Genomic DNA, 14,417 nt, shown 5'->3' on the forward strand with positions numbered 1-14,417 from the left:
CCAGCGGGCTCGTCCCAAAATTGCCGGCGTGTTGACCCGCTAGCGGCGCAACTTCTCAGCAACTTTCGCTTCTTTCAGGCCCGGCAAGCGCCGCCGTCGGTGGCGCGCGCTTAGCCGCTGCTTCATAGGTATGTCGATGCCGTCGTGGTTCCGCCGCGGAACCTTCACGCTGCTGTGCGTGGGCGCGTTGGGCGCCGCGCCCGCCCTGGCCCAGCGCCCGGTCGGTCCGGGCCGCCCCGCTGATTTTCTGGACCCCGGTTTTCACCGCGGCCGCCGCGAAGCCCTGCGCCAGCAGCTGCCCGCCGGCTCGGTGGCGGTGATTTTCACGGCCCCGGTGCGCAACCGCGCCAACGACGTCAGCTTCATCTTTCACCAGAACCCCGACCTCTACTACCTCACCGGCTACGACGAGCCCGACGGCGTGCTCGTGCTCTTCAAAGAGCCGCAGACCGTAGGCGGGCAGAGTGGCGTGACCGAGGCCTTGTTCGTGCAGCCCCGCGACCCAAAACGAGAGGTATGGACCGGGCGCCGCCTGGGCAAAGAGGGCGCCCAGCGCGAACTGAAACTGCAGTTCACGGCCGACAACAAAGACTTCGCCACGGCCGGCATCAACTGGGACAAGTTCGGCCAAGTGCTGCTGACGGAGCTGCCCGCCGACGTGCGCGACGACGCCAACGACCCCGCTGACCTCTTCAACCTGGTGGCCACGGTGCGCCAGCAGGCCAAGATTCCGGCCGACTTCAACCCGCGCGTGGCCGAGCTCTACCAGATGATCAGCCGCTTCGGCGTGGCCAACGCCGACAACTTGCGCCCCTACCTCACGGCCCAGACCAGCACCCAGCCGGCCCTAGCCGCCGACGCCTACGTGCAGGCCTACCTCAAGGCCGACACCAAGGAAGCGCGCGAAAAGGCCGTGGCCAGCCGCCCCGTGTCCCGCATCGACATCACCACGCTCGGCCAAGCCCTGGACCAGCTGCGCGAGGTGAAGACGCCCGAGGAGCTCCAGCTGCTGCGCCGCGCCATTCGCATCAGCGCCGTGGGGCAGCAGGAGGTGATGAAGGCCCTCAAGCCCAACATGGGCGAAATGGAGGTGCAGGGCCTGCACGAGTACGTGTACAAAAAGTACGGCGCCGAATTCGAGGGCTACCCCAGCATCGTGGGGGCGGGGGCCAACGGCTGCATCCTGCACTACGAAACCAACGACAAGCCCCGCATCGGCACGGACCTGATCCTGATGGACTGCGGCGCGGAGTACCACGGCTACACCGCCGACGTGACGCGCACGGCCCCGCCCTCGGGCAAGTTCAGCCCGGAGCAAAAGCAGATTTACGAACTGGTGCTGGCCGCCCAGGAAGCCGGTTTTCAGGCCTGCCAGCCCGGCGCCACGTTCCGTGCCCCGCACGAAGCGGCCAACAAGGTTATCGTCGACGGGCTGAAGAAGCTCGGCATCATCAAGGAAGACGCCGAAGTGCGCCGCTACTTCCCACACGGCACCTCGCACTACCTCGGCCTCGACGTGCACGACCGGGGCTCGTACGGCCCGCTCAAGGCCGGCAACGTCATCACCGTGGAGCCCGGCATCTACATCCCTGAGGGCAGTCCCTGCGACAAAAAGTGGTGGAACATCGGCGTGCGCATCGAAGACGACGTGCTCATCACCGACAAGGGCTGGGACAATCTTTCCAAGGAAGCCCCGCGCACCGTGGCTGAAATCGAGAGCATGATGGCCAAATCCAGCCCGGTGGACAACTTCAAGCTGCCGGAGCTGAAATAGGGCCGTGGTCAGCTAGTAGTTGCGGGTTGATGGTGGGGAGAAAGTCGGCTTCGACAACTCCTAACTAACAACTGACAACTAACTGTTTGACTTTTCCAAATCAACTCGTATCTTTGCAGTCCTAAAATCGAAACCCACGTTCTGACCGTACCACGATGGCCAAGAAAGGAAACCGGGTGCAGGTAATCCTGGAGTGCACCGAGCACAAGAACTCGGGCCAGCCGGGCACCTCGCGCTACATCACGACGAAAAACCGGAAAAATACTCCGGAGCGTATCGAGTTGAAGAAATACAACCCGGTGCTCAAGAAAATGACCGTTCACAAGGAAATCAAGTAAGCTGAGTCATGGCTAAGAAAGTAGTAGCTACCCTGAAAACCTCGGGCGGCAAAGACTGGGCTAAGGTTATCCGCGCGGTCCGCTCGCCCAAAACCGGCGCCTACACCTTCAAGGAGGAGATGGTGCCCGTTGACAAAGTGCAGGAGTTCCTCGCTACCGGCACCAAGTAAGGCCTTTAGCGGGTGCGTACGGTCAAGAGGCTGTGCCAACGCCCATCCGGTGCCCTACGGGGCCACCGATACGCGCCCGTTCAATAAGTGAAGAAGTCCCGCCTTCCCGTGGGACTTTTTTGCGTTGTAGCAGGCGCGCAGAAAAGCCGTTGAACGACCGTAGAGACGCGCTTACTGGCGTCTTGATATTGGGTGCATTGCGCTGCGTTTGTAGACTGGCTCTTCTTTTTATCGTTCAACGCTGAGGCGCGCATCGGCGTCTCTACATCAGACCCACATGGGACTTTTTGATTTTTTTAAGAAGGACAAGGAAAACCAGGAGCAGCGCGAGTCGCTGGACAAGGGGCTGGAAAAAACCAAAACCAGCTTCTTCGACCAGCTCAGCAAAGCCGTGGTGGGCAAGAGCACCGTCGACGAGGAAGTGCTCGACGACCTGGAAACCGTGCTCGTCCACGCCGACGTGGGCATCGACACCACGGTGAAGGTCATCGACCGCATCGAGAAGCGCGTGGCCCGCGACAAGTACGTGGGCACCTCGGAGCTGGACCGCATCCTGCGCGAGGAAATTGCCGAGCTGCTGCAGAAAAACGACTCCGGCTCGACGGCCGTGCTCGAGCGCAGCGACCGGGCCGGCGGGCAGCCCTTCGTGATTATGGTGGTGGGCGTCAACGGCGTGGGCAAAACCACGACCATCGGCAAGCTGGCCCACCGCTTCCACTCCGCGGGCAAGAAAGTGGTGCTCGGCGCGGCCGACACGTTCCGCGCCGCCGCCGTGGATCAGCTCATCATCTGGGGCAACCGGGTGGGCGTGCCCGTCATTTCGCACGGCATGAACACCGATCCGGCCTCCGTGGCCTACGACGCGGTGCAGAAAGGCGTGGACATGCAGGCCGACGTGGTCATCATCGACACCGCGGGGCGCCTGCACAACAAGGTGAACCTGATGAACGAGCTGAGCAAGATCAAGCGCGTGATGCAGAAGGTGATTCCCGATGCGCCGCACGAGGTGCTGCTGGTGCTCGACGGCAGCACCGGGCAGAATGCCTTCTTGCAGGCCAAGGAATTTACCAAAGCCACCGAGGTGACGGCCCTGGCCATTACCAAGCTCGACGGCACGGCCAAGGGCGGCGTGGTTATCGGCATTTCCGACCAACTGAACGTGCCGGTGCGCTACATCGGGGTGGGCGAGAAAATGACCGACCTGCAGCTGTTTGACCGCCGCACCTTCGTCGACTCGCTGTTTTCGAAGAAATAGCGCTGCCCAGCCAGCGTTGCCAAAGCGCCACCGGCCTCGCGTCGGTGGCGCTTTGGCGTTACATTAGCCCCAGCCATTCCAGCTGCCTGCTATGCTCCGAAACCTGCTTCAAAAGCTTCGCGGCGAACAGCCGGCCCCGCCGCCCGCCGGTATCCGCGAAGTGCTATTTGGCGACCTACCAGCGGATCAATGGCCCCGCCCCGGCTCCGACCTTGATGCCACCGAGCCGTGGAAATGGTTTGTGGAGGCGCAGCAAGCCGTGCAGCGGCGCGAGCCGGCCACTGCCGAGCAATTCCTGCGCCGGGTGCTGGCCACCGCGGGGCTGGAATCCCGCCATTACCTGCAGGCCTGGCAGGCGCTGCGGGCGCTGGGGCAGGTGCCCACGCCGGCCGAAGCCAAGCAGGTGTTGGGTGTGGTGGTGGAAGTGGGCATGCAGGAGGGCCTGGATCTGGTGGCCGCCTACGCCGACGGCTCGGCCCGCTACTACAACTTCAGCGGGGCCGGCGTGGTGTGGGAGCGGCCCGACGACTCCCTGGCGGCAATGATTCAGGATTTGCTGGCCGCCGGGCAGCAGGTGGCGGCGCAGATTGGGCCCTGGGCAGCACCCCGGCCTGCAGCGCCGACCCTCGGTTCGGTGCGTATCAACATGCTTACGCCCTCGGGTCTGCACTTCGGACAGGCGCCGTTTGAGGCGCTGTGGCAAGATGCCCTGGGCGGGCCGGTGCTGGCGGCGGCGCAGCAGCTGATGCAGGCACTGATAGCCAAGGCGCAGCCGGCCCAGCAAGGCTGATTCGACGGAAAACTCGCCGCACCACCCGATTATGCGAGTGCGCCGGGCAAATTATCTGACTAACTAGCCAACGGCTGCGCCACCGGGCGCATCTGGTTGGTTATGGAAGTTGTTTACAAAGCGCCGGCCCCGGCCGTGGTGCAGCCCGCCCGTCTTGATCCGTTTCTGAGCCAGAAGCTGCGGTTCTGGTCGTTGGTGGCCATGTTGCTGCTGGTGTACGTGCACGCCTACAACCTGCACAGCCGCTACCTGCAGCCCTGGACGCCGGTAGACGAGGCCCTGTCGCCCGGAACCTTCCTGCAGTATTTCCTGGCCAACGGCCTGCTGCGCTTCCGCATCCCGATTCTGTTTGCCATTTCCGGCTACCTCTTCGCCCACCACGACGCGGGCACGCCGCACCGGGAGCGGGTGAAGCGGCGCCTGCGCACCCTGCTGGTGCCCTACCTGCTCTGGAGTTTGTTTGGGCTGGCCTTTACCTGGGCGCTGGAGCAGCACCCCTACACCCGGCAGCTGGTGCTGAGCGCGGCGCTGAGCGTGTTCGGGCGCGACAACCCGCTGGTCAGCGGCTACTCGCCCAAGGAGCTGCTCCTGCGTTGGCTGCTGCTGCCGGTGCCGTTTCAGCTGTGGTTTTTGCGCAGCCTGCTGGTGCTGAACCTGGCGTACCCCGCCCTGCGCTGGGTGCTGGACCGCCGCGGCGCCATCGTTTACTTTATCATCGCCGCGTTGCTGTGGCTGACGGAGTTCAACGTGTTGTTCTTCGACGGCTCCGGGCTGCTGTTTTTTGCCTTGGGCGTGTGGCTGCGCCGGCGCAACGTGGAAGTGCTCTTGCAGCCGCACTGGTTTCGGCTGCTGCCGCTGGCGCTGCTGTGGCTGGGCCTGGTGGCGGTGAAAACCTGGATGGCGTTTCACTTCGAGCACCCGCCGTTCATCCCCATGATACTGCTGCACCGGGCGGCCGAGCTGCTGGGCGTGGTGGTCATGTGGTTCGGCTCCAACGCGGTGGTGCGCGCGGCCATGCGCCGGTCCTGGTTTGTCTGGCTGACGGGCTTTTCGTTTATGATTTACGTGCTGCACGTGCCCTTGGTCAACTACGCCACCGAGGCCGTGCTGGGCGTGTGGCCGCAGCTGCAGCTGCTCACGTTCCTGCTGCTGCCGCTGGCCGTGGTGGCCGTGGCGGTGCTGCTCGGGGCCGCACTGCGCCGCCTGGCACCGGGCGCATACGGCCTGCTGACCGGCGGCCGCGGGCTGTAGCCTTGGGAGCAGCCGAAGCCAACCGACAGGCGTGATTCAGTCCGAAAGCTTGTCGCTCAACGGAAGCGGTGCGCCCCAGCCGTTTTTAACATTGGTAAAAAGAAACGCGGCTGCGGGGCCGGACCTTTGCCGGCACACGTTTCTTATTTGCCATGCACTGGTTGTTGTTGGTAGTGGCCGGGTTGGCCGAAGTAGCCTTTGCGTTTTGCCTGGGCAAGGCCAAGCTGGCCGCCGGCTCCGAGTCGGTTGGGTGGTACGCAGCCTTTGCGGTCTGCTCGGCCCTGAGCTTTTATTTGCTGAACCTGAGTTTGGCGCAGATACCCTTGGGCACGGCCTACGCCGTCTGGACGGGCATCGGCGCCGTCGGCACCGCCGCGGTGGGCGTGCTGGCCTTCGGCGACGCGCTGAGTGGCCCGCGCTTGTTCTTTCTCGCCACGCTGATTGGCTCCGTGCTGGGGCTGAAACTTGTCTCGCCCCACCAACCAACGCCCGCTGAGGCTCCTGCTGCCTTGCGTAACCCGATAAGCCGATGACCGGAGAAACCGACCTGCCGACGCTGCTGCGCACCATGACGCCGGTCCTGCACCCGGGGGCCTACGTGTTTTGCTCGCTGCCCGAACCCCTTTCGCTGCCCGCCGCCGAGCTGATTGGCCTGTTCCGGGAGCCGGAAGGCGTCACCGTCATCGTGCGCCGGGAGCTGGCCGACCGGCTGCAGCTGCCCTATTCGTTTGTGGCCGCGTGGCTCACGCTGCAGGTGCATTCGGCCCTGACGGCCGTGGGGCTGACGGCGGCCGTGGCGCAAGCCCTGACTGCCCAGCGCATCAGTTGCAACGTCGTGGCGGCCTACTACCACGACCACCTCTTCGTCGACCATGCCGACGGCGCCCGGGCCTTGGCCGCGCTGCAAGACCTGGCCCGCACCAGCTAGGGCGACGCTTGTTTGAGCTGGGCCCGCACCCGGCTCAGCGTGACCTGCGTGATGCCCAGGTACGAGGCAATGTGGCCCAGGGCCACGCGCTGCAGCAGCTGCGGGTTCTGCCGCAGCAGGTCGGTGTACCGCTCGGTGGCGCTGCGAAACTGCCGGGCCAGGAGCTGTTGCTCGGTTTGCAGCCACACCCGCTCCACCAGCACCCGGCCCCAGTTGGCCACGTGCACATCGGTCTGGTACAGCGCCTGCAGCGCGTGCATATCAAGCCGAAACAGGCGGCTGTCCTCGAGCAGTTCGATGGTTTCGTAGCTCAGCGCCTGCTCGGTGTAGCCCCGAATCGACACCAGCACCGCGCCTTCGGTGGAAAACCAGAAGGTGACTTCCCGCTCTTCGCGCCGGGCGAAAATCCGGGCGAGGCCGTGCTGCAACACGTAAATGTGGCGGGCCAGCTGGTCGTCGCGGAAGAGCAGGGCGCCTTTGGGCAGCTCCACCGGCTCGGCCAGGGCCAGCAGCTTGGCCAGCGAAGCCTCCGGCAGCGGATGCGTGGATTGCAGAATGTCGGGCAGGGTCATGCGGGGCAAGGGAATACGCAGGGGCCGAAGTACCGAAGGTCGGCAGGGCCGCCGGCAATCCGGCGAATCAACTTTTTCATTTCAACACTCGCAACATGACTCCGCTTACCATTCGCCCCGCCACCGCGCAGGACGCGGCCGACCTGCAACGCATCGGCCGGCAGACGTTTGCTGAAACCTTCGCCGCTAGCAACTCCGAGCAGAACATGCAGGCCTACCTGGCCGACGGTTTTGCCCTCGACAAGCTGACGGCCGAGCTGCAGCACCCCGACTCGGCCTTTTACTTCGCCGAGCTGGTGGGCACGGTCGTGGGCTACCTGAAAGTGAATACCGGCGCGGCGCAGACGGAAGCGCAAGCGGCTCCCGCCCTGGAAATCGAGCGGATTTACGTGCTGCGGGCCTACCAGGGGCAACAGGTGGGGCAGGCGCTGTACGATAAGGCGATGAAGCTGGCCGCGCAGGCCGGGGCCGAGTACGTGTGGCTGGGCGTGTGGGAAGAAAACCCGCGGGCCATTCGCTTCTATGAGAAAAACGGCTTCGTAGCCTTCGGTCAGCACGTGTTTACCCTGGGCGACGACCGGCAGACCGATATCCTGATGAAGCGGCCCGTGGCGGACGCCCGGCCCTGAGCAAAGGAACGTTCCGGCTAGGAAAAGGCGTTGGCGTCTTCGTACCTTTGCCCTCCGATTTTCGCCCCGGGCGAAAACCAGGCAAAATGTTAAGGATTAGGTGCTTTCCGGTGGGCGGCGCCGCACAACGATACGCGAAGTACCCCTTCGCGCCCTCTGCAGAATGAAAGTAAAAGGCAATCGGGCCAACAAGGTCAACGTCATCACCCTGGGCTGCTCCAAGAACCTGGTGGACTCGGAAGTGCTGATGGGCCAGCTGCGCGGCAACGGCTACGACGTGACGCACGAATCGACCAAGGACGAGTCGGGCATCGTCATCATCAACACCTGCGGCTTCATCGACAACGCCAAGCAAGAAAGCATCGACACCATCCTGCAGTACGCCGACGCCAAGGAAGCCGGCAAGGTGGACAAGGTGTACGTGACCGGCTGCCTCTCGCAGCGTTACAAAGACCAGCTGGAAGTGGAAATTCCGCAGGTCGACGCCTACTTCGGCACCCTGGAGCTGCCCCAGCTGCTCAAGACCCTGAACGCCGACTACAAACACGAGCTGGTAGGCGAGCGGCTGCTCACGACGCCTAAGCACTACGCCTACTTCAAGATTGCCGAGGGCTGCAACCGCCCCTGCTCGTTCTGCGCCATCCCGCTGATGCGCGGCAAGCACGTCGATAAGACCATGGACGACCTGGTGACCGAGGCCAATAAGCTGGCCAAGCTCGGCACCAAGGAGCTGATTCTCATTGCCCAGGACCTTACCTACTACGGCTTGGAGAAATACGGGGAGCGGAGGCTGGCCGAGCTGGTGCGCCGCCTCTCGGATGTCAATGGCATCGACTGGATTCGCCTGCAGTACGCTTACCCCTCGCAGTTCCCGATGGAAGTGCTGGACGTGATGCAGGAGCGCGAAAACGTGTGCAAGTACCTCGATATGCCCCTGCAGCACATCAGCGACAACATGCTGAAGACCATGCGCCGCGGCATCACCAAGCGCCGCACCGTGGAGCTGGTCGACCAGATTCGGCAGCGCATGCCCGATATTGCGCTGCGCACCACCCTCATTGCCGGCCACCCCGGCGAGACCGAGCAGGACTTCCAGGAGCTGTACGACTTCGTGGAGAAAACCAAGTTTGAGCGCCTGGGCATCTTCACCTACTCGCACGAGGAAAACACCCACGCCTTCTCGCTGGAAGACAGCGTGCCCGCCGAGGTGAAGCAGGAGCGCGCCGACGCCATCATGGAGCTGCAGCAGGGCATTTCCATGGACCTGAACGAGCAGAAGGTGGGCAACACCTACAAGGTGCTCTTCGACCGCAAGGAAAGCGGTTACTGGGTGGGCCGCACCCAGTACGACTCGCCCGAAGTGGACAACGAAGTGCTGGTGCCCGCCACCGAGCAGTACGTGCGCCTCGGCGACTTCGCCCAAGTGAAGATTACCGAAGCCTCCGACTTCGATTTGTACGGCGAGGTGGTGAGCCGCTAGTTCCGGGCCAGACTTACACGACAAAGACTGCTCTTGCGGGCAGTCTTTGTCGTGTTTATTGAGCTTCTTTGCCTAGGAAAATACTGGTCGAAGTGGCAAGGCCTCGTACTGCGCGGCCTGATACGTATTCGAGATGAAAGTCAATATCAACAACAAAGCGGTGGAGTACCGCATCGAAGGCGAAGCGGGAGCCCCGGACGAGCAGGTGCTGCTGGCTTCGGCCAAGGACCTCACGGCGGGCACGGCCTGGGCCGCCGATGGCTATACGGTGGCGGATTTTCTGCCCGCCGCGGAGCTGCAGCAGCTGCAGCAAGGCCTGCACCAGCTCGTGCGCGAATTCATGCGCAACGCCGGGCTGCCCGTGGCCGACGATTTTGACATCAGCCAGTACCACCACGCCGTCGGCGCCAGCCCAGACCTGCACCTGGCGGTTATCAACCAGATCAAGGAAATACCCCAAACGCGGCTGCCGCTGCCCGCCAGCGTGCTGGAACGGCGCGTGTCGGAGCTGTGCGGCCGGCCGGTGCAGGCGCTGAACCCCTGGGACAACGGCCGCTGGTTTCACCTGCGCATCGTGCGCCCCAACCAGCCCGACAACAACCCCCTGCACCGCGACGTGTGGCTGCCCGACTACGACGACTGCGTGAACATTTACGCGCCGCTGGCGGGCAGCACGGCCAATTCTTCGCTGACGCTGGTGCCCGGCAGCCACTGGTGGCCCGAAAGCCGCGTGGTGCGCACCCGCGGCGGAGCCGTCTACAACGGCGTCGCCTTTACGGTACCGGCCGTGAAAGAATCGGAGGAACCCCTGCAGATTATCCGCCCCAACCCGGCTAAGGACGAGGTGCTGGTGTTTTCGCCATACCTGTTGCACGGCGGCGCCGTGAACCTGAACGCCGACACCACGCGCGTGTCGTTGGAGATGCGGTTCTGGTCGGCCGACTAAACGGGTGCCCAGCCCCCCAACAGCCAGCAGGCCCGCCGTGTGCACGGCGGGCCTGCTGGCTGTTTGAGAAGAATGGGAAAACGGGCTTATGCCGCGTAGCCCTTGTGGATGTTGCGGCGGTGCACACCGCTGGTCCAGTACTGCCACATGCCGATGATGGGCAGGTACGTCACGGTGTAAAACCAGCGCCGCCGTTCCCAGCGGCCGGGAAATTCGCCGCTACGGATGTGCCAGATAGTGAACAGCCAGGGCAATAGCCCGAGCAGGGTCAGCCAGACCCAGGGAAGCGTAACTAGGTGCATAAACGGGTGGAGGCAAGCGGTGAAGGGTGGTTAAGCAATATACAGAATAACCACGGTGCAAAAAAGACGCAGCCGGCGAAATAAGGTTACAGCTGAACATTCGAGCCGGGGTGCGGTTTTTTTGCGAACGTTGCAGCCCGCACCGTTTTCCATTCGCCCATGCCCGTGCACTGTCTGCCCTACGCCGCCACCGGCGCGTTCAGCTCCTTCCTCACCGATTACCTCACCCAGGAGCCCCGGCTGCGGCCGTTTTACCACCGCTTCCCCACGCTGGCAGCCTTCGCGGAGCAGATCAAGGACAAACAGGCGCAGTATTCCGCCGACACCCGCGCCCGGCTGGTGGAAGCCCTGCGGCGCCAGTACGAAACGCTGCCCGACGTGCACCCGGCCGTGCAGGCCAACCTCGACCGGCTGGCCCAGGCCACGACCTTTACCGTCACCACCGGCCACCAGCTCAACGTGCTGACCGGGCCGCTGTACTTCATCTACAAAATTGCCACCGTCATCAAGCTGTGCCGGCAGCTCAAAGCCGAGTACCCGCAGCACAACTTCGTGCCGGTGTACTGGCTGGCGTCGGAAGACCACGACTTCGCCGAAATCAACCACCTGCACCTCTTTGGCAAAAAGCTGGAGTGGCAGGCCGACGGCACCGGCGGCCCCGTGGGGCGGCTGAAGCTCGACGGCTTGGCCGAGCAGGTGCTCAGCCAGCTGCCCGCCGAGGTGCCCGCCGCCTTCCGCGAGGCCTACGAGCAGAGCCGCACCCTGGCCGAAGCCATGCGCCGCCTCGTGCACACGCTTTTCGGGGAGTACGGCCTGGTGAGCATCGAGCCCGACGACGCCGCGCTCAAGCCCGTGCTGGCCCCGGTGCTGGCCGAGGAGCTGCGCAGCCAGCCCGCCTTCCGGGCCGTGCAGGCCGCCGACGAGGCCCTGGAAGCCGCCGGCTACAAGCCGCAGGTGTACGCGCGCCCGCTCAACCTCTTTTACCTAACCAACGCCGGCACGCGCGAGCGGCTGGAGCTAGAAGATGGCCACGTGCTGGTGCGCAACACCGACATCCGCTGGACCATCGACGAGGCCGTGCGCCGCGCCGAAACCGAACCCGAGTGCTTCAGCCCCAACGTGGTGCTGCGCCCGCTCTACCAGGAGCTGCTGCTGCCCAACCTCTGCTACGTGGGCGGCGGGGCCGAAGTCAACTACTGGCTGCAGCTCAAGGGCGTGTTCGACCACTACCAGGTGCCCATGCCGCTGGTGCTGCTGCGCAACTCGGCCCTGTACGTGGGCCGCACCCACCTGGGCAAGCTGCGCAAGCTGGGCCTGACCACCGACGACCTATTCCGTCCGCTGCCCGAGCTGAAAAAGCAGGTGGCCGCTGCCGTGGGGCAGGAGGAGGTTAGCCTGGCCGAGCAGCAGCAGCAGCTGGCCGCGGCCTTTGCCGCCGTGTCGGCGCTGGCCCAGCGGGTCGATCCAACCTTGGTGAAAACCGTGGCCGCCGAGCAGCAGAAGGTGACAGGCATCGTGGCCGGGCTGGAAAAGCGCCTGAGCAAAGCCGCCGAAACCAAGCACGAAACGGCCTACAACCAGCTCAGCGGGCTCAAGGACAAGCTCTTTCCGGACGGCGGCCTGCAGGAGCGCCACGACAACGTGCTCAGCATCCTCACCAACAACCCCGGCTTCATCGCGCAGCTCGTCGACGCCTTCGACCCGCTGGCGCTGCAGTTCACCGTTATCGAAGAGGAGTAAGGTGGCTGCCGCAATACGCGTACTTTGGGGCCGTATTGATTTCAACCACCACGCATGTTTTCCTTTTTATCCTCCTTGTTTTCGGGACGTCAGCCGGCGCCTCCTGAGCAGGATTTGTCGTTCGGACTGCTGGCGGCGCGCGGCGTGCCTGCCCTGGTGCGCGCCCAACGCTGGGACGAGGTGGCGGCCCTGGCGGCCAGCCTTTCGGGCGACGAGCTTTCCCGCCTGCTCGATGGCCTCTGCCTGACCGATGCCTACAGCGTGGACCTCACCCAGCTCGGCGCCCGCCCGGACGACGAGTTCAGCCGCCTGGCGCTTGGGGCTTGGTACTTGTTCCAGGCCTGGCAGGCGCGCACCGCCAAGTACGGCAAGGACCTGACGGAAACCGAAATCAACGGCTTCGAGCACTACCTGCGCCTGGCCCACGAGCGGCTGAGCAGTGCCTTTGAAAGCGAACTGTTTCGCAGCGAGGCGCGGGCCCGGCTGGTGCGAACCGAACAGGGCTTCAGCGACGTGGAAGCGGCCATGGAAGCTTTCCACGAAAGCGTGGCCCTGGACCCGACCAAGTTCTGGGCTTACCACCACCTGTTCAAAGTCGCCTCCCCGCGGTGGTTTGGGAGTCGGGAGGAGCTGGCGGAGTACATTGAGTCGGTAGCTGAGCCCCGGGTGCAGTATGCCCTGTGGCTGATGTACCTGGTGGAGATGTACGACGACCTGGAGCGCGAGCTGGAAAACGAAGTCACGGCCCAGCGCCGCTGGTACGACGAGCAGCAGGGCCTCGTCCGCGAGGTGCTGGCCCGGCCCACGCTACCGGTCAGCGAGACGCTGGTGAGCATCTACGCCAATAATAACCTGGCTTATGTGTACCACCTGCTGGGCGAACAGGCCCGGCGCGACGAGCTGCTGGACCGGCTGGCTTCGCGGTTTACACCCTACCCCTGGGCCTACTTTGGGGTGGATTCGGGCAGCGCTGCAGCCATGAAACGCTTTCGAAGCTCCGCCGCCCGCGCCAAGCCATGATAAAGGCCGAGCTGCGCCGTCTGATGCTGGCCCGCCGCCGGGCGTTGTCGGCCGAGGAGCTGGCGGCCCGTAGCGCCGGGGTGGCCGCGCAGCTCTTCGCCGGCTTCGACGTGGCCGCCTGGCGCGCGGTGCACGTGTTTTTGCCCCTGCAGCGGCGGCAGGAGCTGGATACCTGGCCCATCATCCGCCGCCTCTGGGCCGCGCAGCCCGCCCCGCGGGTGGTGGTGCCGGTGGTGGAAGCCGACGGAACCCTGACCCACCGCCTGCTGACGCCCGACGCGCCGCTGGTGGAAAGCGCCTGGGGCATTCCGGAGCCGGTGGACGCACCGCAGGTAGCTCCGGCCGAACTGGACGCCGTGCTGCTGCCGCTGCTGGCCTTTGACGAGCGGGGCCAGCGCGTGGGCTACGGCAAGGGCTTCTACGACCGGTTTTTGCTCGACTGCCCGCAAGCCCTGCGCATCGGGCTGAGCCTGGAGCCGCCGGGGCCGCGCATCGAGGACGCCTGGCCCGGCGACGTGCCCCTGCACGCCTGCGTGACGCCCGAACGGGTGTGGCACTTCGGGCCGGCGGCTGCCGAGCTTCGGTAGGCAATACCGGGCGTGCGGGCGGCGTTGAGGAAGGCAGTTAGTCATCTGCCACCTCAACCCCTTATCCGTCATGGCCGAAATCCAAGCCGCCGCCCAGCCCCGCAGCACCAAGCCCCGCGCCAAAAAGCACGCCTTTCGCCTCGACATGACGCCGATGGTGGACCTGGCCTTTCTGCTGCTGACCTTCTTCATGCTCACGACCACCTTCAGCAAACCCAACGTGATGCAGCTGACCATGCCCGACGGCAAAGGCGACCCAATGGCCGTCGGAGCCAAAAATGCTATGACCTTGCTGCTGGATAAAAACGGCCAAGTACACTACTTCCTCGGCCTAAACGACCCGGCCGACAAGCCCGCCCTGCACACCACCAACTTCGCCGCCGACGGCCTGCGCCAAGTGCTGCTGGAGCAGCGCCGCAGCCACCCGGGCCTGATGGTGCTCATCAAAACCACGCCCGAAGCCAGCTACCGTGACATGGTCGATGCCCTCGACGAAATGACCATCACCGGCCAGGAGAAATACGCCGTGGTCGACACCGCCCCGGCCGATATAGCCCTGCTACACCGCTAGCTGTTGTAGCCCAAACGACGGCGCCCGGTTCTGTGTTAGCAGAGCCGGGCGCCGTCGTTTGAGA

General features: G+C 64.5%; 17 protein-coding genes. 15 read left to right on the top strand and 2 right to left on the bottom strand.

From position 1 onward, the window contains the following. Positions 1 to 130: 130 nt before the first annotated feature. From LJ737_RS03875 to LJ737_RS03910, 8 genes are all read left to right on the top strand, one after another. Complete coding sequence (locus LJ737_RS03875; protein WP_227763118.1) at positions 131 to 1,774, top strand: aminopeptidase P family protein; 1,644 nt, start codon at positions 131 to 133, stop codon at positions 1,772 to 1,774. A 155-nt stretch (positions 1,775 to 1,929) separates the two neighbouring features. Next, positions 1,930 to 2,112: a 50S ribosomal protein L33 gene (gene rpmG / locus LJ737_RS03880; RefSeq protein WP_126694919.1), complete on the top strand. Its 183-nt coding sequence runs from the start codon at positions 1,930 to 1,932 to the stop codon at positions 2,110 to 2,112. 8 nt (positions 2,113 to 2,120) lie between these two features. After that, the gene (locus tag LJ737_RS03885) at positions 2,121 to 2,282 is read left to right on the top strand and encodes a DUF4295 domain-containing protein (protein ID WP_111477636.1); all 162 of its coding nucleotides are present in this window, start codon (positions 2,121 to 2,123) and stop codon (positions 2,280 to 2,282) included. Between the two features lie 277 nt (positions 2,283 to 2,559). Further along, positions 2,560 to 3,537, top strand: a complete 978-nt coding sequence (ftsY, locus tag LJ737_RS03890) for a signal recognition particle-docking protein FtsY (protein WP_227763119.1) — start codon at positions 2,560 to 2,562, stop codon at positions 3,535 to 3,537. 91 nt (positions 3,538 to 3,628) lie between these two features. Then, entirely contained in the window at positions 3,629 to 4,327 is a 699-nt protein-coding gene (locus LJ737_RS03895; RefSeq protein WP_227763120.1) for a hypothetical protein, read from the top strand. 102 nt (positions 4,328 to 4,429) lie between these two features. Beyond that, on the top strand, positions 4,430 to 5,578 hold the full coding sequence (locus tag LJ737_RS03900; RefSeq protein WP_227763122.1) for an acyltransferase family protein: 1,149 nt from the start codon (positions 4,430 to 4,432) through the stop codon (positions 5,576 to 5,578). A gap of 152 nt (positions 5,579 to 5,730) precedes the next feature. Then, positions 5,731 to 6,111, top strand: a complete 381-nt coding sequence (locus tag LJ737_RS03905; protein ID WP_227763123.1) for a DMT family transporter — start codon at positions 5,731 to 5,733, stop codon at positions 6,109 to 6,111. After that, positions 6,108 to 6,506 (top strand): ACT domain-containing protein, encoded by a 399-nt coding sequence (locus LJ737_RS03910; RefSeq protein ID WP_227763125.1) that lies wholly within the window; start codon positions 6,108 to 6,110, stop codon positions 6,504 to 6,506. Before LJ737_RS03905 ends, LJ737_RS03910 begins: the two co-directional genes overlap by 4 nt. Here the strand turns inward: LJ737_RS03910 and LJ737_RS03915 are convergent. Then, positions 6,503 to 7,078, bottom strand: a complete 576-nt coding sequence (locus LJ737_RS03915) for a Crp/Fnr family transcriptional regulator (RefSeq protein ID WP_227763126.1) — start codon at positions 7,076 to 7,078, stop codon at positions 6,503 to 6,505. The two genes, LJ737_RS03910 and LJ737_RS03915, sit on opposite strands and share 4 nt — an antisense overlap. Positions 7,079 to 7,173: 95 nt before the next feature. Between LJ737_RS03915 and LJ737_RS03920 the strand changes: the two genes are divergently transcribed. The 3 genes from LJ737_RS03920 to LJ737_RS03930 all read left to right on the top strand — a co-directional run bounded on the left by LJ737_RS03920 (position 7,174) and on the right by LJ737_RS03930 (position 10,133). After that, the gene (locus tag LJ737_RS03920) at positions 7,174 to 7,707 is read left to right on the top strand and encodes a GNAT family N-acetyltransferase (RefSeq protein ID WP_227763128.1); all 534 of its coding nucleotides are present in this window, start codon (positions 7,174 to 7,176) and stop codon (positions 7,705 to 7,707) included. 163 nt (positions 7,708 to 7,870) lie between these two features. After that, positions 7,871 to 9,187 carry a 30S ribosomal protein S12 methylthiotransferase RimO gene (rimO, locus tag LJ737_RS03925; RefSeq protein WP_227763130.1) on the top strand — a complete coding sequence of 439 codons (1,317 nt, stop codon included), beginning with the start codon at positions 7,871 to 7,873 and terminating at the stop codon, positions 9,185 to 9,187. 133 nt (positions 9,188 to 9,320) lie between these two features. Then, positions 9,321 to 10,133 carry a phytanoyl-CoA dioxygenase family protein gene (locus LJ737_RS03930; RefSeq protein ID WP_227763131.1) on the top strand — a complete coding sequence of 271 codons (813 nt, stop codon included), beginning with the start codon at positions 9,321 to 9,323 and terminating at the stop codon, positions 10,131 to 10,133. A gap of 86 nt (positions 10,134 to 10,219) precedes the next feature. On the opposite strand, the gene LJ737_RS03935 is transcribed toward LJ737_RS03930, so the two are convergent. Then, positions 10,220 to 10,435 (bottom strand): hypothetical protein, encoded by a 216-nt coding sequence (locus LJ737_RS03935; RefSeq protein WP_227763133.1) that lies wholly within the window; start codon positions 10,433 to 10,435, stop codon positions 10,220 to 10,222. A gap of 159 nt (positions 10,436 to 10,594) precedes the next feature. Between LJ737_RS03935 and bshC the strand changes: the two genes are divergently transcribed. The 4 genes from bshC to LJ737_RS03955 all read left to right on the top strand — a co-directional run bounded on the left by bshC (position 10,595) and on the right by LJ737_RS03955 (position 14,353). Continuing rightward, positions 10,595 to 12,175 (top strand): bacillithiol biosynthesis cysteine-adding enzyme BshC, encoded by a 1,581-nt coding sequence (gene bshC / locus LJ737_RS03940; RefSeq protein WP_227763135.1) that lies wholly within the window; start codon positions 10,595 to 10,597, stop codon positions 12,173 to 12,175. 54 nt (positions 12,176 to 12,229) lie between these two features. Next, positions 12,230 to 13,195 (top strand): hypothetical protein, encoded by a 966-nt coding sequence (locus tag LJ737_RS03945; protein WP_227763137.1) that lies wholly within the window; start codon positions 12,230 to 12,232, stop codon positions 13,193 to 13,195. Then, positions 13,192 to 13,782, top strand: a complete 591-nt coding sequence (locus LJ737_RS03950) for a 5-formyltetrahydrofolate cyclo-ligase (protein WP_227763138.1) — start codon at positions 13,192 to 13,194, stop codon at positions 13,780 to 13,782. Before LJ737_RS03945 ends, LJ737_RS03950 begins: the two co-directional genes overlap by 4 nt. A 70-nt stretch (positions 13,783 to 13,852) precedes the next feature. Continuing rightward, positions 13,853 to 14,353: an ExbD/TolR family protein gene (locus LJ737_RS03955; protein WP_227763140.1), complete on the top strand. Its 501-nt coding sequence runs from the start codon at positions 13,853 to 13,855 to the stop codon at positions 14,351 to 14,353. Positions 14,354 to 14,417: the final 64 nt, after the last annotated feature.

The organism is Hymenobacter sp. 15J16-1T3B, from assembly GCF_020711235.1.
Classification (GTDB): Bacteria; Bacteroidota; Bacteroidia; order Cytophagales; family Hymenobacteraceae; genus Solirubrum.